Source organism: Staphylococcus sp. 2S1 (assembly GCF_046721335.1).
Classification (GTDB): Bacteria; Bacillota; Bacilli; order Staphylococcales; family Staphylococcaceae; genus Staphylococcus; species Staphylococcus equorum_A.
Genome location: NZ_JBEUUJ010000003.1, coordinates 1,630,528 through 1,649,799, shown reverse-complemented (window position 1 = coordinate 1,649,799; position 19,272 = coordinate 1,630,528). Strand labels below are relative to the sequence as shown.

14 protein-coding genes and 5 pseudogenes are annotated in these 19,272 nt (G+C 33.3%); 4 read left to right on the top strand and 15 right to left on the bottom strand.

What is annotated here, in order from left to right; translation table 11 throughout:
* Positions 1-8 precede the first annotated feature (8 nt).
* Genes mgtE through ABLV90_RS08765 form a run of 5 tightly spaced genes read right to left on the bottom strand, consistent with a single transcriptional unit; the run spans position 9 to position 4,096 of the window.
* Entirely contained in the window at positions 9-1,409 is a 1,401-nt protein-coding gene (mgtE, locus tag ABLV90_RS08785; protein ID WP_427707631.1) for a magnesium transporter, read from the bottom strand.
* Positions 1,410-1,421: 12 nt separating this feature from the next.
* Positions 1,422-2,276, bottom strand: a complete 855-nt coding sequence (locus ABLV90_RS08780) for an RluA family pseudouridine synthase (RefSeq protein ID WP_427705073.1) — start codon at positions 2,274-2,276, stop codon at positions 1,422-1,424.
* A complete protein-coding gene (locus ABLV90_RS08775) occupies positions 2,276-3,085 on the bottom strand; it encodes an NAD kinase (RefSeq protein WP_069818042.1) in 810 nt (269 codons plus the stop codon). Before ABLV90_RS08775 ends, ABLV90_RS08780 begins: the two co-directional genes overlap by 1 nt.
* Before the next feature lie 11 nt (positions 3,086-3,096).
* Positions 3,097-3,732 carry a GTP pyrophosphokinase family protein gene (locus tag ABLV90_RS08770; protein ID WP_460872503.1) on the bottom strand — a complete coding sequence of 212 codons (636 nt, stop codon included), beginning with the start codon at positions 3,730-3,732 and terminating at the stop codon, positions 3,097-3,099.
* Between the two features lie 16 nt (positions 3,733-3,748).
* Positions 3,749-4,096, bottom strand: coding sequence for a UPF0738 family protein (locus tag ABLV90_RS08765; protein WP_069818041.1), 348 nt, complete (start codon positions 4,094-4,096; stop codon positions 3,749-3,751).
* A gap of 188 nt (positions 4,097-4,284) precedes the next feature.
* Between ABLV90_RS08765 and ABLV90_RS08760 the strand changes: the two are divergent.
* The 3 genes and pseudogenes from ABLV90_RS08760 to yjbH all read left to right on the top strand — a co-directional run bounded on the left by ABLV90_RS08760 (position 4,285) and on the right by yjbH (position 6,132).
* Positions 4,285-4,868: pseudogene (locus ABLV90_RS08760) on the top strand (CYTH domain-containing protein).
* A gap of 87 nt (positions 4,869-4,955) precedes the next feature.
* A pseudogene (locus ABLV90_RS08755) lies at positions 4,956-5,326 on the top strand (truncated hemoglobin YjbI).
* A gap of 17 nt (positions 5,327-5,343) precedes the next feature.
* Positions 5,344-6,132, top strand: coding sequence for a protease adaptor protein YjbH (yjbH, locus tag ABLV90_RS08750; RefSeq protein ID WP_460872502.1), 789 nt, complete (start codon positions 5,344-5,346; stop codon positions 6,130-6,132).
* Positions 6,133-6,368: 236 nt separating this feature from the next.
* Here yjbH and ABLV90_RS08745 read toward each other — a convergent pair whose 3' ends face one another.
* The 5 genes and pseudogenes from ABLV90_RS08745 to spxA all read right to left on the bottom strand — a co-directional run bounded on the left by ABLV90_RS08745 (position 6,369) and on the right by spxA (position 11,802).
* On the bottom strand, positions 6,369-6,905 hold the full coding sequence (locus ABLV90_RS08745) for an NAD(P)-dependent oxidoreductase (protein WP_460872501.1): 537 nt from the start codon (positions 6,903-6,905) through the stop codon (positions 6,369-6,371).
* 393 nt (positions 6,906-7,298) lie between these two features.
* Positions 7,299-9,108: pseudogene (gene pepF / locus ABLV90_RS08740) on the bottom strand (oligoendopeptidase F).
* A gap of 54 nt (positions 9,109-9,162) precedes the next feature.
* The gene (locus tag ABLV90_RS08735) at positions 9,163-10,161 is read right to left on the bottom strand and encodes a competence protein CoiA (RefSeq protein WP_427705081.1); all 999 of its coding nucleotides are present in this window, start codon (positions 10,159-10,161) and stop codon (positions 9,163-9,165) included.
* 179 nt (positions 10,162-10,340) lie between these two features.
* Positions 10,341-11,060 (bottom strand): adaptor protein MecA, encoded by a 720-nt coding sequence (gene mecA / locus ABLV90_RS08730; RefSeq protein WP_285322872.1) that lies wholly within the window; start codon positions 11,058-11,060, stop codon positions 10,341-10,343.
* A gap of 346 nt (positions 11,061-11,406) precedes the next feature.
* Positions 11,407-11,802, bottom strand: a complete 396-nt coding sequence (gene spxA / locus ABLV90_RS08725; protein ID WP_002483765.1) for a transcriptional regulator SpxA — start codon at positions 11,800-11,802, stop codon at positions 11,407-11,409.
* A 304-nt stretch (positions 11,803-12,106) separates the two neighbouring features.
* Here spxA and trpS point away from each other — a divergent pair, with 304 nt between their 5' ends.
* The gene (gene trpS / locus ABLV90_RS08720) at positions 12,107-13,096 is read left to right on the top strand and encodes a tryptophan--tRNA ligase (RefSeq protein WP_427705084.1); all 990 of its coding nucleotides are present in this window, start codon (positions 12,107-12,109) and stop codon (positions 13,094-13,096) included.
* Between the two features lie 277 nt (positions 13,097-13,373).
* On the opposite strand, the pseudogene ABLV90_RS08715 reads toward trpS, so the two are convergent.
* The 5 genes and pseudogenes from ABLV90_RS08715 to opp3b form a co-directional block, all read right to left on the bottom strand.
* Positions 13,374-15,028: pseudogene (locus ABLV90_RS08715) on the bottom strand (peptide ABC transporter substrate-binding protein).
* 20 nt (positions 15,029-15,048) lie between these two features.
* Positions 15,049-15,993: an ABC transporter ATP-binding protein gene (locus tag ABLV90_RS08710; protein WP_427705089.1), complete on the bottom strand. Its 945-nt coding sequence runs from the start codon at positions 15,991-15,993 to the stop codon at positions 15,049-15,051.
* Positions 15,983-17,065, bottom strand: coding sequence for an ABC transporter ATP-binding protein (locus ABLV90_RS08705; protein WP_460872500.1), 1,083 nt, complete (start codon positions 17,063-17,065; stop codon positions 15,983-15,985). Before ABLV90_RS08705 ends, ABLV90_RS08710 begins: the two co-directional genes overlap by 11 nt.
* A gap of 18 nt (positions 17,066-17,083) precedes the next feature.
* Positions 17,084-18,152 (bottom strand): annotated as a pseudogene (gene opp3C / locus ABLV90_RS08700) (oligopeptide ABC transporter permease).
* Positions 18,152-19,078, bottom strand: coding sequence for an oligopeptide ABC transporter permease (opp3b, locus tag ABLV90_RS08695; protein WP_057512701.1), 927 nt, complete (start codon positions 19,076-19,078; stop codon positions 18,152-18,154). Before opp3b ends, opp3C begins: the two are co-directional and overlap by 1 nt.
* Positions 19,079-19,272 lie beyond the last annotated feature (194 nt).

Here is a 19,272-nt window from a genome sequence, read left to right as displayed (position 1 = left end):
TAACCCTCCTACGTTAAATAAGACATAAATGACGTTGCTAAACCAAAATAAATTAACATACTTACGATATCATTAATTGTTGTAATAAAAGGGCCACTCGCCACTGCGGGGTCGATTTTCAATTTATCCATAACTAACGGAATCATTGAGCCTACTAATGTACCGACTGTCATTGCTATCGTCAAACTAGCGCCTACAATCACTGCTAATATCGGTTGACCATAAAGTATCATTATAATTAAAAATAGCAATATTGAGCAAATTAAACCACTTAAAAACCCACTTCCAGTTTCTCTCAGTGCTACTTTGAATTTACTTTGCTCGTAAATTTCACCAGTTGAAATATTACGCACAGAAACGGCAAGCGATTGTGTACCAGAATTACCTGACATCCCACTTATAATTGGAATAAAGGCAGCTAATAATGCCACTTGCGATAAAGTATCTTCGAAAGAGCCTAAAATTGTGGCAGTAATCATACCTAGAAATGTTAATATAATTAACCAAGGCAAGCGTTTTCTAGCTGTTTTTATAATGGAATCGTTCGTCGCATCAACATCTGACACACCGGCTAAGCGTGAGTAGTCTTCGCTAGCTTCTTCATCCATAACATCTAAAATATCATCGATAGTTATAATACCAAGTAAATGATCTTGATAATCTACTACAGGCATCGCAATAAAATCATAATCTCGCATTTTTTGAGCAACGTCTTCTTGATCATCTGCCGCATTTGCACTGATTACACGTTCACTCATAATATCTTCAATATATGCATCATTTTCAGCCACAATTAAATCTCTTAACGAAAGTACGCCCGCAAGTTGTTTATTATCATTTACTGTGAAAATAACATAAATTGTTTCGGCATCTGGTGCTTGTTCTTTTACGTGCATCATTGCTTCTTTAACTGGCATTGTCGCTTTTAAAGAAATATACTCTGTCGTCATGATACCACCAGCAGTATCTTCTTCGTAGTGTAGTAATGCTTTGATTTCTTTAGCATCTTCACGTTTCATTAATGTGAGTAAGCTAACAATTTTTTGCTTAGATAACTGATTCATTATATCTACAGCATTATCATAAGACATGTCTTCTAGCACTTTACTCGCATATTCGGCATCCATAGTGTCAAAAAGTGATTCATATTCATCTTCGTCAATTTCTAGTTGTTCAAAGAAATCAGCTACTTCTTCAGGTGATAATACTTCAAATATTCTTTGTCGAATTTCTTCATTGCTGTCTTCAAAGTATTCACTTTGTTCATATGTATGCATCGCTAAAAATTCATTTCTAAATTCATCGATATGGTTTTCAAGCAACAAATCATCTAACAACGCTTGATCATATACTTGTTCGTCCTCTAAAGTGATTGAATCCTTTTCATTAGCCAATGGCCCCACCTCCATGAATGTTAAAAATTATATCATATTAAATATAGATTCTATTGCGCTATACTCATCATTTATCTCAATCTTTTTATACGTGATTGGATGAATAAAAGTTACGCGTACACAGCGTAATAATTGATGTGTATATATTGGGTGCTTTTCTCCATATAAATCATCGCCCACGATTGGATGTCCTATATGTTGAAAATGCACACGTATTTGATGTGTTCTACCAGTTAATAAATGTACTTCGCTCAAACTATAATCTTCAGAACGTTGCAGGCATTTAAAACGTGTTCTCGCTTCTTTACCCTTTACGTTAACTTGGCGTTGAATAATACTAGATGGATCTCTTGCAATAGGTGCATCAATCAAGCCTTCATCTTTCAAACTCCCATGGCATATACATAAATATCGTTTATCAACCTGTGTCTGAGACATTAAATGATGGATAAATCCATGTTTGGTAAATAGAACGATGCCAGATGTATTACGATCTATCCGAGTAACGATATGAGGGGTAATTGAGAGAGATGACTGTTTAAAATAGCCTAATACTTGCTCGACTAAGCTCAAATGTTTATGATCTCTCGAGGGTGCACAATTTTGAAGTGCAGGTTTCGATACAACAAGTAAATATTCGTCTTCGTATAAGATATTCAATCTATCCGTAAAAGGCAGCAAATTCGAACTTGGCGTTTCATGCCCTAAATGAACTTGAAGCACATCGCCAATTTCTAACTGTTTTCTAACTGTAACTGGCTGTCCGTTAACAACTAAAGCGCCATTATGTTTAATGGCGCTTATAGTCCGCTTAGAATAATGGTTTTTTTGTAAAAATGTTCTTACCATTTCTGGACATTCAATATCATATGTGAATTTCATTACTCATCTTCCCCACTAGAGATAAAGGAATCATGTACTCTTTTCCAGAAAGGAAATGGTCTAAATCTAGCAAACCTTACTTTTTCATTAGCTACTCTAAATTGTATAGCATTAACATTTTTATGTTTAATACTTACATGATCAATAGTAGTTAATATCGTGTCATGGTTAACAGGTGTTATCAAACAGGTATGGTGTTTAGGCAATACTAAAGGCGAGCCTACTGTTCTAAACACTCTATTATTAATTGATGCAATTTCTGCAATTTGCATTGCTTCTAGAGATGGATGAATTAACGCGCCACCTAAGGCTTTGTTATACGCCGTTGAACCTGATGGTGTAGATACACATAAACCATCACCTCTAAATCGTTCAAATTGATTACCTCGTATGTTCACATCGACCACTAAAGTAGAACCATTTTCTGTTTTCATAGTTGCTTCGTTTAAAGCTAAATATCTTGTTTCGTAACCATTATCGTTATAACGCACAATAATTTCTAACAAAGGATATTCTATGACTTGGAATTCTGAATTATTAATTTCAATAATTAACTTTTCTACTTCATGTGGTAACCAGTCCGCATAAAATCCTAAATGACCAGTATGTACCCCTACAAACGCACAACGAGATAGCATGTGGCTATATTGATGGAAAGCTTGTAACAATGTCCCGTCACCGCCCACTGATATAACTATCTCAGGATTATCTGGGTCTTCAACCATTTGAAAATCCTTCATATGGTTAATCATTTTATGTTTCAGTGCATTCGATTTCGAATCACCTTTAGATAGTATCGTATAACGCATGATTACACCCCCTAATCATTATTATGTTTCTTAGAGCGTTTTTTAGAATAATATTTTTGTGCTTCTTGAATTTCTTCTTTAATTTCTGACATTTCTTCATCAAGTAAAAACGCCGCTTCTGTCGCCCGTTCAAGGCGATGTTGAATCTCAGGTGGGTAATCTCCATCATATTTATAACGTAATGTATGTTCAACAGTGGCCCAAAAGTTCATGGCTAGCGTTCTGATTTGAATTTCTGCTAATATTTTCTTTTCTCCTTTTAGTGTTTCAATAGGATATTCAATAATAACATGGAATGAACGGTAACCACTTTGTTTGGTATTACTAATGTAATCTCGTTCTTCCACAACTTTAAAATCTTCACGTTGTCTTAATAAATTAACTACAACTTCAATGTCATCAACAAATTGACACATTAAGCGTAACCCCGCAATATCATACATTTCTTCATGTAATCGATCAAAAGAAATTTGACGCTTATTTGCTTTATCAATAATGCTAGTCATTGGTTTGACACGGCCAGTTACGAATTCAATTGGCGAAGCATTGTCTTCTACTTCATATTGTTTTCTAAGGCCTTTTAATTTAATTTTCAATTCGTCCACCGCTTGTTTATATGGAGATAAAAATTGATCCCATTGATTCATAATGCCTCACTCCGCTTCACTCTAGTTCGAAAGTATCTTCTACAACGGAAACAAACGCTTTACCATAATTTAAATTACCTTGTATGTTATCCAATATGTAATTAAATTCCCTTTCGAACTGCTGTAATTCTAATTTATCATTTATTATTATTTTCTTACCTTTATTTTCATGTAGCATAGACCAAGTTTCTTGAACAAAAATTAAATATGAATACGATTGTCCATCATCCAAGATGTAGGCAAAACTATAATTATCACTGTCAACAAGCATTTGTCCTGCTTCTTCTAGACCTTCTGTAGACGCTTCTGTATAACAATTAATACTATCTTCTGTTACTTTAATTTCATTTACATAAATACGCATGCTTGTTCCTCCTTATTCTCCCTCATTTTAACATAATTCTATCGCACATAACACGTTACAAGGCTAATGTTACGACAACAATTTAGCATAATACCTAAAGTATTTTAAATTTTAAAATGCAGTTCAATTTAAATTATGTCGTAAGTGTTTTAGAATAAATCATTATATGCTTTAAAGGAGTGTTTCTCGTGGCAACTAACAATGAAATTGAATTCAAACAATTATTATCTCAATCACAGTACCAATCTATATATAATAAGTATTTCCCAGACATGGAACCCTTCAGTCAAACAAACTATTATATAGATACTGAGCAATTTGATTTACGCTCACATAAGTCTGCACTAAGAATACGCGTAAAAGATGAATACTATGAAATGACCTTAAAGATACTGCCGAAGTTGGCTTAATGGAATATAATTTTGAAACAGATGTTATACCCGAATTAAATAAAAAATTAGTCGCGAATGATTTACCATTAGAAATCACCGAACAATTAACTAAAATGAATGTTGACATTAATCAGCTTGTTATTCTTGGTGCTTTGACTACTTCGCGTTTAGAAAAAGAAATCCAAGGCAATTTACTCGTTTTAGATAGAAGTGACTATTTAAATTATCAAGATTATGAATTGGAATATGAAGTTGAAGATTATGATGATGGTTTAATTCAATTTGAAATGATTCTTGAAACATTCGACATTAAACACGAAACACCCGAAAATAAAGTACAAAGATTTTTCAATCGCAAATCAAATTTGAACAACAACTAATTGCGCACAAGTTTAAAAAGTCGAATTACTTCCAAATGTAAATATTCGTGTTATATTAGTTATATATTAAGAGAATATGGTGATAAAATGACACAGACACCTTACGAAATCATTGGACATGAAGCATTATATAAGATGATTGACCATTTCTATTTTTTAGTGGAAAAAGATGACAGAATTAACCATTTGTTTCCTGGAGATTTTCAAGAAACAAGTAGAAAACAAAAACAATTCTTGACTCAATTTTTAGGCGGACCAAGCCTTTATTCAGAAGAACATGGTCATCCAATGTTAAAAAGACGTCATATGGAGTTTATAATAACAAACAACGAACGCGACGCATGGCTTGAAAATATGTATAGTGCTATTCAGCATGCAGATTTCCAAGCGGTGTCGGCGATTATTTGTATGAAAGATTGCGTTTAACAGCGAATCATATGGTTAATACCGAAAACTAATTGTAGGTGAAATGTACATGACTGAAGAATTAAAATTAATACATGCTAATAGTCGTGAAGATGCGAATCTTTCACCTGTGAGTAAGATAGAAATTTATTCTTTTTTCGACCCATTCAGTAAAGATTGCTTCAAATTATCAGCAATTCTCTCTAAATTGCGTATAGAGTATAAGCAATATATCAGTATAAGACATATATTAAATCCATCTTTACGTGTCTTAACAAAATGCCAAGCGCAGAGCACATCGGACTTAGATAATATTGCACTCGCATATAAGGTTGCTGAACTTCAAGGACGCATACGTGCTGAACGTTTTATACACCTTGTACAAAATGAAATTATACCAAAAAGAGATATAATCACTGAATCAATGGTCAATAATTGCATAAGTAATGCGGGGTTAGATTATGAAGTCTTTAAAGAAGATTTGCATAGTAGCTATTTAAAAGAAAGCTTACAAGTAGACTTGCATATTGCACGAGAAATGGAGATTGAAGAAGCGCCTTCACTTGTATTCTTTAATGAAGACGTTCACGAAGAAGGATTGAAAGTTGAAGGTCTCTATCCTTATCACATCTATACGTATATCATAAATGAACTAATTGGAACACCTATTGAAAAAAAATTACCGCCTACACTCGAAGGTTATATACAACAACAGCAATTAGTTACTAAAGAAGAGTTACTTACCATTTATGAATGGCCTGAAAAATTAATGAATAAAGAACTTAAAAAATTAGCACTGCAACAAAAGATAGAAAAACTTAAATCTCCAGATGGAAAATTTTGGAGATCTAAAATTTGAATGTGAAATAAACAGATAACCACACTTTTTAACAAATAAAAAGATAGCCCTAAAGGCTATCTCAGAATGCCAACAAAGTCACAGGCTTTGTTGGCATTTTTTGTGCGTACTTTTCGCTAGTACAGCTTCAATCTATAATCTTCTTCTAGTACTTTTCCACAAGTATCGGTCCAAATCACTATTTATATTTCAGGGTTGAGACATAGTCTCATCTTACTAAAGTTTTCATTATTATTTTATTTCGCAAATACTGCAAAACGTTGTTGGATATGTTGTGCATCTACTACTTCATCTACCATTGCTTGAGCAAAATCTGCATAACTTACATTTGAACCAATAACTTCGTCTGCACTCAATTTATATTCTCCAGTTTTCTCACCATTATATTGAAAATCTGGCGCGGGACAAACAAATGTCCATTTTACATCTTTTCGTTTTTGTATTTCTTCTAGTGTTTTGATTTGTGCTTGGCTAATCTTTTTAAATTGGTCAGGAAAATCTGGTGCGTCTATCAACTTCAGCGTATGTGCTTCATCTACATACAAACTACCTGCCCCGCCAATAATTAACAAACGCTTGTTGCTGTTACTTACTAAATCACCTAGATGTTTCATTGATTTACTATGTTCATCTAATTTATTTTCATCAGGTTGTCCAAAAGCATCGATAACTACATCAAATTCTGCAATGTCAGCCATTGTTAAATCGAATAAATCTTTTTGAATCACTTGATCTGCTACTGTTTTATTTGAACTTCTTACAATGGCAGTCACGTCTAGCCCTCTATCATAGGCTTCTTTTGTAATGAGTTGCCCTGCTTTACCATTTGCTCGCTACAACTGCTAATTTCATCTATACAACCTCTTTCTTGTATTTATTTTAAGTACAAGTTAATTCTATAACTTTAATTTTTTAAAGTCAAACGAATAGTTATTCATATTTTTGAATTTAATTAAAAAAGGATATAAAAAAACGCCGTGTCTGATTACACGGCGCTAAACAAAGGGGATGGGAGAAATTTTCTCACTTCAAACAAAGGGGTATGTTTGTTATGTGATTAATTTCATGTTTATAATATAACACGCTAAAATGCGTCTTTCAACCTTTTAGTTTAAATAAAATCACTTTGTCACAAACTTGTCATATTGAAAACGAATACATTCACACTAAGCTTTCATAAGCTTTTCAAAAGCGTCTAATTTTTGTTCGAATACTTGGCAAGCTTGTTCAATTGGTTCAGGAGTTGTCATATCTACACCTGCATTTTTAAGTATTTCAATTGGGTAATCTGAGCTACCTTTTTTCAAGAATTCATTAATATATCTGTCCACTGCTGGTTGGCCTTCAGCCAAAATTTGACGACTTAAACTTTGAGCCGCACTATATCCAGTTGCATATTGATACACATAATAATTCATATAGAAGTGAGGAATTCTTGACCACTCTTTACTAATATCTTCATCTGTTTCGACAGAATCACCAAAGTATTGTCTATTCAATTCTGCGTATTCTTCATTCATACGATTTGCTGTAAGTGGTTCTCCTGCCTCTTCGATTTGATGAATCTTATGCTCAAATTCAGCAAACATTGTCTGTCTAAATAATGTTGCACGGAAACGTTCAAGTTCTTGATTAAGTAATAATAGTCTACGTTCATCATCTAAATGTTTGTCCATATAGTCGCTTAACAATGCTTCATTACATGTAGAAGCTACTTCTGCTACAAAAATTGTATAACCACTTGAATTGGTCGGTTGGTTTTGACGACTGAAATAACTATGTGCAGAGTGACCAAATTCATGCACTAATGTATATAAATCACTCACTGTATTGGACCAATTTAATAATATAAAGGGATTAGTTAAATGCGCACCTGAAGAATAACCACCTGAGCGTTTACCTTTATTTTCGTATACGTCTACCTGACGATGATTTAACCCTTCTTCAACAACTTTCATATATTCTTCGCCCATAGGTTGTAAAGCTTTTACCATCCAATCTTTAGCTTCTTCATACGGCATTTCAAATTTCACATCTTTAACTAAAGGTGTATAAAGATCGTACATCTTCATATCTTCTAAACCTAATAAGTCTTTACGTAATTTCGTATAGCGATGTAATAATGGTAAGTAGTTATGCACAGTTTTAACTAAATTATCATATACTTCTTCTGGTATATGATTATTACTTAATGCTGCTTGCTCTTGCAGTTTCGTAATTATGTGTTTTGGCATTAAACACATTCTTTTTCACTTCGCCGCCTAAAGTTGCGCTTAATGTATTGTTAAATGCGCCATAGGCTTTATATAAATTTTCAAATGCAGATTTACGTAAAATACGATCATCTGATTCTAAACATTTTATAAACGTACCTTGAGTTAATGAATGATGATTCCCATCTTTATCAATTGCATCTTCAAATTCTAAATCAGCGTTACTAAACATACCATATACATTATCTGATGTTGCTAAAGCATCTTGTGCCTCAGTAAGTAATTTTTCTTTATCTGCACTTAAAACATGAGGTCGTTTTTCATTAATCAGTTTCAAATCAAATGCATAACGTTTTAAATCATCATTAGATTCAATGAAATTTTGGATTTGTGCTTCATCAATTTGTAAAATTTCTGGAACTAAGAAACTCCATCCAGAACTAAATTTAATAATAAGTTGATGTGCACGTGACTCGTATCCCGTGTACTTATCATTTGCAGTATCTTGATCTTGTTTTAGATGAGCATATACGTATACTTTTTCTAATTGAGAACCCAGTTCGTCTTCTAAAGCTAATGCGTTATAAAGTGTTTCTGCACTATCAGCTAAATGACCTCTAAATTGTTCTTCTTGTCCTATGTTATTTTCCACTTCTTTAAATGTTGCTTCAAAAGCTTCATCTGATTCGAAAATAGTAGTTAAGTCCCAAGTATATTCAGGGTATTTACGTTCTTGTTCTTCTCTTGTTAATTGTTCAGTCATAATATTAAGTAAACCTCCTATAAAGTTCATTATTATAATTTTCTCACGTAACAATCATTTTTGCACGTTATTACGTCCAATGCTATAATTCAATTTCTGAAATTTTCTAACCATTTCCCTAGCAATTTCTTCCTTATTAACATCCCCTGTATAAAATTCATTATACTCAATTAATTTTATAAAATCACTTAACTTATATTGTACATGCTTTAACATAAATAGAAGTTGTAATTGCCAATATACTGGATGAGATTTAACATATAATTGTTCTGGGAAAATGATACCAAGATGTTTACTTACCCATGACTCTGATAATTGTAATTGGTACATAACGCTAAGACTCGGCTCAAGTACCGAACGCCTATTACGACAATGCTTCAAGTATTTAATAATTGCAGTTTCACTTAACTTTAATGTTAAATTGTTATATTGCATATCTACATGAGTCGAGGTATGTACCAAAGCATCATTTGAAACAATCTCTCTTTTCGCAACATATCGTTTGCCACCAAGATATTGTAATATCTTATATTTGTACAGTTCTTGTGTGTAATCATTCCAAGCAAATAAGTGGTGCTCTTTTAAATTAATATAAGTCCGTTCACAAGTTGTAAGCATTAAAATTTGTGTTATCTTATCATAACTTGGATTATTAATAACCCACACAACATCTAGCCCACATTTTTGTAAGGATATACTGCGTTTTTTTATATTTGATATCGTAATTCGTGAAAATTGTATTTCAATTGCTACACTGTGATTTATGATTAAATCAGGATATTGATAACATCCTGTTATATAAGGTTCTATGGCAACATTATAATTATATTTTTCAAACCATTGAGCAAGTTGGTATTTAAGACAATAGTGTTCATAAGTTTCTCCTTTATTGCATGTAAGCATCCTTTTACTTACATGAGCAAAATGTGGTGCAATGAATTGGCCTTTTTTAAATATAACTTTATTATTACAATGCGGACACGTATATTGATGTCCTTTTTGAGCAATCATTGCCGATATGATTTGGTTACTTTCATTTCTTGCACATAACATAATTTTACCACCTCATTTTATTACACTGTTACAAATGAATCATTACTTTTAAAATATAGTAATGATAGCAAATGATTTATATACCACTGGTAATTGAACATAAATAAAATAAGGCACACAAAAAGACTCGCTGAAAATTAAATTTCAACAGGTCTCAATTTTAAATTAAAAATTTTATATTATTCTGTCGCACTTGGGAAATAACGACGTACTTGTGACGCAACATTATGACTCATAATAATTTTTGCATAGTCGTTTAAATATACTTCTGATTTGTCAGTAGGATATGCGAATTCAAGTAATTGACTATAACTATCATTAATTGATTCTTGATCCACTGTTTCATCAAAATGAACAGCATAGTAGTATATATTATTAAAACTGTATAATAAATCTTCAAAGTCATCTACTGATTGATTGTTGTGGTGTGCATAATCAATCACTTCTTCTAAATCGTTAAATTTAACAATTACTGTACGTGTGCTTTGTTGTTTATGGTCATTATTATCTTGATTGTGGTTGCTTTCTTTTTGTTGTTGACGTTGTTCAAATAAATCTTCTAAACTATCATCTTGATCAAACGTCTGTGATAATAAATCGTTCACTTGATAATCAAGTTGTTCGTTATCACCATTCTCTGACATATTAATAAGGTCTTCATTTTTAGATTTAGATATCGTTACTTCAACACCTTTTTCAAAAGCATGTACTTGTATCCATAAAGGACCTTCAACTACAAAATCTTCTTCTTCGTTGATTTCTTCCATCATGTTCCAAAAGAACTCTTCACCACGCTTACGATTTGTCCACAAATCCTCACGTTTAAAACCTCTAGCCTCTATATCACTATATGTTATAAATAATTTAACAGTAGTATCGTCAACACGCTCTATTCTCATATCATCTCACTCCTTACAGTCGATGAATAGTAATCATTATTGTATTAGAACGTAGTAATAATTACAATTGATTTGTTTCATTAATTTTTACTATTTCCTAATTGGTCTCTTATATTAACACATACCCTAACATAAGCCAAAAAAACAGCACTAATTACCAAGTGCTTGTTTCACTTTTATCATTCTTCAATCAAATGGCTCATTGTTTTTAAAAGTCTTGAACTATAAAATAATCGGTTCATTTGACTTCACTCTGAGTCTATTTGTTATGCTAAATATAATAAAGCCACAAAGCAACATCATAAACATGCTACTTTATGGCCAATATTGTAAATTATGATTTGTTTTAGTCAACCATACGTTGCGCTTCTTGTAATTGGAACGTACGTACTTTTCTTGGTAAGAAACGTCTGATTTCGTCTTCGTTATAACCAACTTGTAAACGTTTTTCGTCTAAAATAATTGGACGACGTAATAAACCAGGATTATCTTGAATAATTGAATATAAATCTTGAAGCGGCAATGCGTCTATATCAACGTTTAGCTTTTGGTAAGTCTTAGAACGTGTAGATATAATTTCATCTGTTCCGTCTTCAGTCATTTTTAAAATTTGTTTGATTTCGTCAATTGTTAAGTGTTCTGAAAAAATGTTACGCTCCGTATACGGAATGTCATGTTCTTGTAACCATGCTTTCGCTTTACGGCAAGATGTGCAACTTGGTGAAGTAAATAATGTTACCATACATCTCACTCTCCTATTTTTCATGAATTTAAATTCATTAGATTTCAATATTTATATGATTAAGAAACTTTCAAGTAAACTTCGTCTTCCTTAACCTTACAATCAAAGTATACCCTTTCAACATTAAAATTAAATGAGAATTCTTTAATTTTTATCAAAAAATTTAAAATAAAAGCAATTCTCAATAAATTCGGATAGAAATATTGATATGTCTATAGTTTAACATAAATTACAAATGATTGAAATACTGTTATAATGTAGGTAATATGTATTAAATTAAATTTTAGAAGGTAGGCATCTAAAAATGGAAACATTATTTTCAGGTATCCAGCCCAGTGGTATTCCAACACTTGGTAATTACATTGGTGCATTGAAACAATTTGGTGAAGTCCAAGACGATTACAATTGTTTCTTCTGCATCGTGGATCAGCACGCAATTACTGTTCCACAAGATCGTTTGAAGTTACGTAAACAAACAAGACAGCTTGCGGCGATTTATTTAGCCTCTGGTATCGACCCAGAGAAATCCACATTATTCATACAATCAGAAGTACCGGCGCATATACAGGCGAGTTGGATGCTCACTTCGATCTCTTCTATTGGAGAATTGGAACGTATGACACAATTTAAAGATAAAGCTACTAAACAGACTGAAGGCGTTCCAGCAGGTTTACTTACATATCCACCGTTAATGGCCGCAGACATCATAATCTATAACACGAATATTGTCCCTGTGGGCGACGACCAAAAGCAACACATGGAATTAACAAGAAACTTAGTAGATAGATTTAATTCTCGTTTTAACGATATATTAATTAAACCCGAAATACGCATACCAAAAGTGGGTGGTCGTGTGATGAGTTTACAGGATCCAACTAGAAAAATGAGTAAAAGTGATGATAATCAAAAGAATTTCATTTCCTTACTTGACCAACCAAATACTGCTGCTAAAAAAATCAAAAGTGCAGTAACTGATTCAGATGGTATTATAAAATTTGATAGAGAGCACAAGCCAGGTATTTCTAATTTATTATCCATTTATTCTAGTTTAACGGATGAATCTCTAGAATCATTACAACTTAAATATAAAGACTCTAATTATGGTGTGTTTAAATCAGATTTAGCAGAAATCGTAAAAACATTCTTAACAGATTTTCAAGAAAAATATGAGTACTACTTTAATTCAGATGAATTAGATACTATTTTAGATAATGGTAGAGATAAAGCTCAAAAAGTTTCTTTCAAAACATTGAAGAAAATGGAAAAAGCTATGGGCTTAGGCCGTAAAAGATAATTATAACGGGCACATTCTATTTAATTAGAATATATTAAAATGCCAACAAAGTCAGTGACTTTGTTGGCATTTTTTGTGCTTGCTTTCCACAATTACAGTCTCAGCCCGTAGTCTTCAGCCAGTGCTTTAAATACATGTTTAACTAATTGAGCAAGAAATGTTTTCTCAATTTCATATAGTACTAACTAGTTTAGTTTAATATGAAAAATAAACAGCACACCAACCTTATGTTGATGTGCTGTTTGTAATATTTATTTTATTTTTCAACCTATACTAACTATTCTTTCTTTTCACCAGTTTCTCTATCAATACTCTTATCTATTCTCACATTTTTCAGAGATGTATCTCCTCCAATTTGGTGATAGATTAAGCCTTTAACTTGTGGATTTGTTAAGTGCGCTTCCCCTTTTTGATATATCGGTGCAACTGGTGCATCTTCCAACATCATTTCTTCTGCTTTCTTCATAGCAACATTACGTTCTTCCGGTTTTTTCAATAATTTGCCATTAGCATCTTCAATTAATTGATCATATTCTTTACTACCCCGACCAGTATTATTCTGAGCAGCACCTGTTGTCATAATACTTAAGAATGTTAATGGGTCTGGATAGTCTGGTCCCCAACCAGATAATGAGGCTTCGTGTGTTTCAGAAGACTCTTGATTCAAACGTTGTTTAAATGGTAATTGTTTAATTTTCATTGTGACACCAGGCAACGTTTTTTCTACTTGAGCTTTGATATACTCAGCTGAAATTTTTGAACTTGGTGTATCTTCAGTATTCATCGTGAATGTCAGATCTTTGATACCTAAATCTTTTTTAGCTTTTTCATAATGTGCTTTAGCGACTTCTGGGTTATATGATAATGGCGAATCAATCGTTTCCGCAAAATCTTTACCATCAGGTGTTTCTGCTGTTAATTTAGATGTGAAACCGTCTGTTGCTTCCGAACCATCATTTTTAACAGCATCTACATAGCCTTCTTTATTAATTGCTTGTGAAATTGCTAGTCTCATATCTTTATTTTTAAATGCTTGGTACAGTTTTTTGATTTAATTTGATATAAAATGTACTTGCTAATAAACGTTTTTTCAAACCTGCATTATCTTCATATTTATCAACCTGATCCGCTGTAATAACAGTATCATCAACAGAGCCTGTATCATATAAAGACGCACCCGCTTGTTGGTCTTTTAATACTTTATAATTAACGCGATCTAAATGAACCGCTTCTTTATCCCAATAATCTTCGTTTTTTACAAGTTGAATTTTATCTTCAACCCTCCATTGATCTATCTTGAAAGGTCCATTAAACACTGTTTTATCAGCTGTAGTACCATATTGCTGACCATGTTTTTTCACAACTTTTTCATTTTGTGGCATAAATGTACCAAAAGCAAACATTTCATTAATATACGGGATTGGTTTATTTAATTCCACCTTCAACGTATGATCATCTAGTGCTTTTACACCTAATTCATCTACATCTTTTTTACCCATATTAATAGCTTCCGCATTTTTCAAATCGTACATAATATAGGCATACTCAGATGCTGTTTCAGGATTCACTACGCGCTTCCAGGCAAACTCGAAGTCATGCGCAGTAACTGGATCCCCATTCGACCATTTTGCGTCTTTACGTAATTCAATTGTTAAAGTTTTACCGCCATTACTTTCTTTAGGCAATGCTTTAGCCACACCTGGTTGCGCTTTATCATCTTTATCTAATGTATATAGACCTTCATAAATTTGGTTATACATATCAAATGACACTGTATCCGTTGCCAATGCTGAATCCAATGACGTAATATCTTGCGATAATACTTTTCTGAATACTTGTCCTTTATCTGAATATATACCTTCAGCACTACCACAACCTCGCTAATACTACTGTCAGCGCAATAAGTATCGTAAATAACTTAATTTTTTTCATCGTAATCCCCCTTTCCCCTTTTATACAGACGTTTCATGTGTTTCAGATTGCAGTGCTTCCGCTTCTTCATCTGTTGTAAATACATAATGGTTTGGTCGTACTTCATGCAATGAACGTTTGTCATTGTTTTCTGCGTCTTCTTTAAAAACTGTTCTCTTTCTCACTCTTTCACTTTCAGGGTCTGGCTGAGGTACAGCAGAAAGTAAAGATTTGGTATAAGGATGCATAGGATGATGATAAATTTCATCAGCACTACCTAACTCAACGATTTTACCGAAATGCATCACTGCAATTCTGTCAGAAATGTATTTCACCATTGAAAGGTCATGGGCAATGAATAAGAATGTAATACCTCGCTCTTTCTGTAATTTTAATAACAAATTTACAACCTGTGCTTGGATAGAAACGTCTAATGCAGATATCGGTTCATCAGCGATAATAAACTCTGGCTGAACTGCTAATGCACGTGCAATACCAATACGTTGACGTTGTCCCCCAGAAAATTCATGCGGGTAACGGTTGGCATGCTCTTTACTTAAACCTACTGTTTCCAATAAGTCATAAACACGTTTCTTACGATCTTTAACACCGGAAGCAAGTTTATGTATATCAATACCTTCAGCTACGATATCCATAACTTTTAAACGTGGATTTAATGATGCATAGGGATCTTGGAAGATCATTTGTATTTTTTTATTAAATTTCAATGAGTCTTTACGATTTTTAATCTTTTGAATATCTACGCCTTCATATAGAATTTCTCCATCTGTAATATCATTCAATTTAATAATGGCTTTACCTGTAGTTGATTTACCACAGCCTGACTCTCCTACTAAGCCAAATGTTTCCCCTTTAAACACATCGAAAGAAATATTTTCGATGGCTCTAACTTCATTTCGCTTACCTTCATTAAAATATTGTTTTAAGTTTTTCACTTGTAATAGCACATCTTTATTATTCTCCATCGAACGACACCCTTTCTACTTGTTGAGGTTTATCGTAATTATTCGGCATTTTACGTAAACGCTTTTTCACCATTTCTGGTGGCTCGACATGAGGGGAACGTTCGTCCAACAACCACGATTTCACAAAATGTGTAGGCGATACTTGAAACCAAGGAGGTGGCGTCTTAAAATCTATATCTAATGCAAATTGACTACGCTCTGCAAAAGCATCTCCTTTAGGTGGATGTAATAAATCTGGCGGTGTTCCTGGAATAGCTAACAATTCTGTTTCTGAACCTGTAGTTAAATCTGGCATTGATGATAATAATCCCCAAGTGTATGGATGTTTAGGATCATAGAATATTTCATCTACATCTCCGGTCTCTACCATCTGACCACCATACATTACTGCGACACGATCTGCGATATTCGCAACCACACCTAAGTCATGTGTGATGAATATAATTGATGTACTAATTTTATCTTGGAGCTCTTTCATTAACTCTAAAATCTGTGCCCGCATCGTTACATCTAAAGCAGTTGTTGGTTCATCAGCAATTAATACTTTAGGTTCACATGCAAGTGCTGTTGCAATAACGATTCTTTGTCTTTGTCCACCTGAGAATTGGTGCGGATAAGCAGAGAAACGTTTTTCTGCATTGGGTAAACCTACTAAATTTAATATCTCTAAAGCACGTTTTTTCGCATCTGTTTTATTATAATTTCTATGCTTCATCAATGGTTCCATAACTTGTTTGCCAATCTTCATCGTTGGGTTTAAAGAAGTCATTGGATCTTGGAAAATCATAGATATATCTTTACCTCTAAGTTTAATTAATTCTTGTTCTGATTTCTTTGCTAAATCTTCACCTAAGAAATTAATTTCACCTTTTTTAATTCTCCCCGCATCACCTTGAAATAATTTAGTGATTGCTTTCGTTGTTACTGATTTCCCCGAACCAGATTCACCAACAATTGCTAGCGTTTCACCTTTATCGACAAAGAAATCAACACCTCTAACCGCTTGCACTTCCCCAGCGTCGATATCAAAGGAAACATGCAAATTATTCACTTCTAATACTCGTTCTGACATAAATGTTGCCCCCTTTTATTATCTGCGCATTTTAGGATCAAATGCATCGCGTAATCCATCACTAAATAAGTAGAAGAATAAAATTAATAAACTTAATACTACTGTTGGTATAAATAATTCATGCGGATGAATTAACAGCATTGCTCTACCTTCATTTACTAACGAACCTAATGACGTCTTAGGTGCTGGTACACCAATACCAATGAAACTTAAGAACGCTTCGAAGAATATGGCATTTGGCACTGTAAACATTGAAGTTACTACGATAACGCCAAGTGTATTAGGTAAAATATGTTTGAATATTAATTTTAATTTTGATGCACCTAATGTTGTAGATGCCAAGACAAATTCTTGTGTTTTTAACTTTAAGAATTCACCACGTACCACACGACTCATACCAATCCAGCCGGTAAGTGCCATGGCTAAAATGATGGTCCAAATAGATGGCTCGAAAATTAATACGAATAAGATAACCACAATCAGTGTAGGTATCGAAGCAACTACTTCTATAATACGCCGCATGACATTATCTATCCGTCCGCCAAAGAACCCTGATATTGCCCCGTACACAACACCTATAAATATATCGAGCAAAGCCGCTACTACACCTATAAATAAGGATACTTGCGCGCCTTGCCAAGTTCTTGACCATAAATCTCTACCTAACTGATCTGTACCAAACCAAAAGTTTTCTGTAACGCCTGCTTCTTTATAAGCATCGACACCTTTTGCGCCTTCACCATCAAATGGCAAGAATGGTATTTTATCTAGCACAGGTATTTTAGCCGGTAAGTTACGTCTATCTACATCTTGTTCAGCAAAATCGTGTGAACTTATTAAAGGCCCAATTAATGCGAGTAGTACGATAAGGATTAAACCAATCATCCCAACTACCGCTAGTTTATTTCGTTTCAATTGCGTCCATGCATCTTGCCAAAAGTTTTTACTTTCTCTTTGCATTTCCGGTTCTTTTTCAATGTCATTCTTGCTTCTAATAAAATCAGATGCTTGGTATACCTTCTGAAGTATGTGTCATAACTGCATTTGAATGATCATCTGTTAATTTTTCATCTCTTTTATCAGCCATTATTTTTTACCCCCTTGTACACGGATACGCGGATCAATTAAACCGTATAAAATATCTACAATGAAAATGGAGACAATAAACAATGTACTGAATAAAATTGTCGTCGCCATGATAACTGGGAAGTCATTCGTAGTGATTGATCTCACGAATTGGTCCCCTAACCCTGGCACACCGAAAATATTTTCAATTGTCAAAGTACCAGTTAAGATACTTGCTAACATCGGCACAATAATCGTAATAACCGGTATCAATGCATTCCGTAATGCATGTCCAAATAGTACTCTCATTGTTGAATTACCTTTTGCACGTGCTAACAAGATATAATCCGAACTTAAAACTTCTATCATCTCTGCTCTTATGTATCTTGCCACCGTTGCTAATACTGCTGCCGATAGTGCTAATGATGGCAGTATCGCGGTCGATATGCCTTCCCAACCCGCAACCGGTAACCACTGTAATCTAACTGCAAATACGTATTGTAGCAATACTGCTAAAACAAATGATGGTACTGATACTGCAATAACCGAAATGACGGTGGCTGTATAGTCGACCCAACTGTTTTGCCGTACTGCCGCTATAACCCCTAAAATCAACCCTAATATCACACCAATAACCATAGCTGTCAGTCCCATTTCAAGCGATGGTAATAATCTTGGTTTTATTAAGTCCCACACAGGTTGGTTATCATATTGGAATGAGTTACCAAAATCCCCTGTAACGACATTCTTTAAATAACTTGCATACTGTACTGGTACAGGTTCATTCAAACCATACTTTTCATTTAAAATTTGCTTCTGCTCTTCATTTAATTTTTCATCATTAAATGGTGAACCTGGCATAAGCTTCATTAAGAAAAATGTAATCGTAATGATTATGAATAATGATAAAATCATATATCCCAAACGCTTTAAAACATACTTAAGCATATTTTATCCCCCTTTAAATTCAGAATAAACATTCCCTTTAAAATATTCAGAATATTTATTAACATTATACTTTTCCTTTACGCGTAAAGCAATATTGTTTTGCTTTACATTATTAAAGAATTTTTAAACAATTTATTTTATAGTCTTATACAAGTGTTGATATAATTGAATTTATAGAAGTTTATATTCATTTT

Bases quoted from the DNA above. Each gene is read 5' to 3' on its own strand.
- trpS (WP_427705084.1), top strand. From the start codon at position 12,107: ATGGAAACATTATTTTCAGGTATCCAGCCCAGTGGTATTCCAACACTT.
- mecA (WP_285322872.1), bottom strand. From the start codon at position 11,060: ATGAGAATAGAGCGTGTTGACGATACTACTGTTAAATTATTTATAACA.
- opp3b (WP_057512701.1), bottom strand. From the start codon at position 19,078: ATGCTTAAGTATGTTTTAAAGCGTTTGGGATATATGATTTTATCATTA.
- ABLV90_RS08775 (WP_069818042.1), bottom strand. From the start codon at position 3,085: ATGCGTTATACGATACTATCTAAAGGTGATTCGAAATCGAATGCACTG.
- spxA (WP_002483765.1), bottom strand. From the start codon at position 11,802: ATGGTAACATTATTTACTTCACCAAGTTGCACATCTTGCCGTAAAGCG.
- ABLV90_RS08710 (WP_427705089.1), bottom strand. From the start codon at position 15,993: ATGGAGAATAATAAAGATGTGCTATTACAAGTGAAAAACTTAAAACAA.
- ABLV90_RS08735 (WP_427705081.1), bottom strand. From the start codon at position 10,161: ATGTTATGTGCAAGAAATGAAAGTAACCAAATCATATCGGCAATGATT.
- ABLV90_RS08705 (WP_460872500.1), bottom strand. From the start codon at position 17,065: ATGTCAGAACGAGTATTAGAAGTGAATAATTTGCATGTTTCCTTTGAT.
- ABLV90_RS08780 (WP_427705073.1), bottom strand. From the start codon at position 2,276: ATGAAATTCACATATGATATTGAATGTCCAGAAATGGTAAGAACATTT.
- ABLV90_RS08770 (WP_460872503.1), bottom strand. From the start codon at position 3,732: ATGAATCAATGGGATCAATTTTTATCTCCATATAAACAAGCGGTGGAC.
- mgtE (WP_427707631.1), bottom strand. From the start codon at position 1,409: ATGGAGGTGGGGCCATTGGCTAATGAAAAGGATTCAATCACTTTAGAG.
- ABLV90_RS08765 (WP_069818041.1), bottom strand. From the start codon at position 4,096: ATGCGTATTTATGTAAATGAAATTAAAGTAACAGAAGATAGTATTAAT.
- yjbH (WP_460872502.1), top strand. From the start codon at position 5,344: ATGACTGAAGAATTAAAATTAATACATGCTAATAGTCGTGAAGATGCG.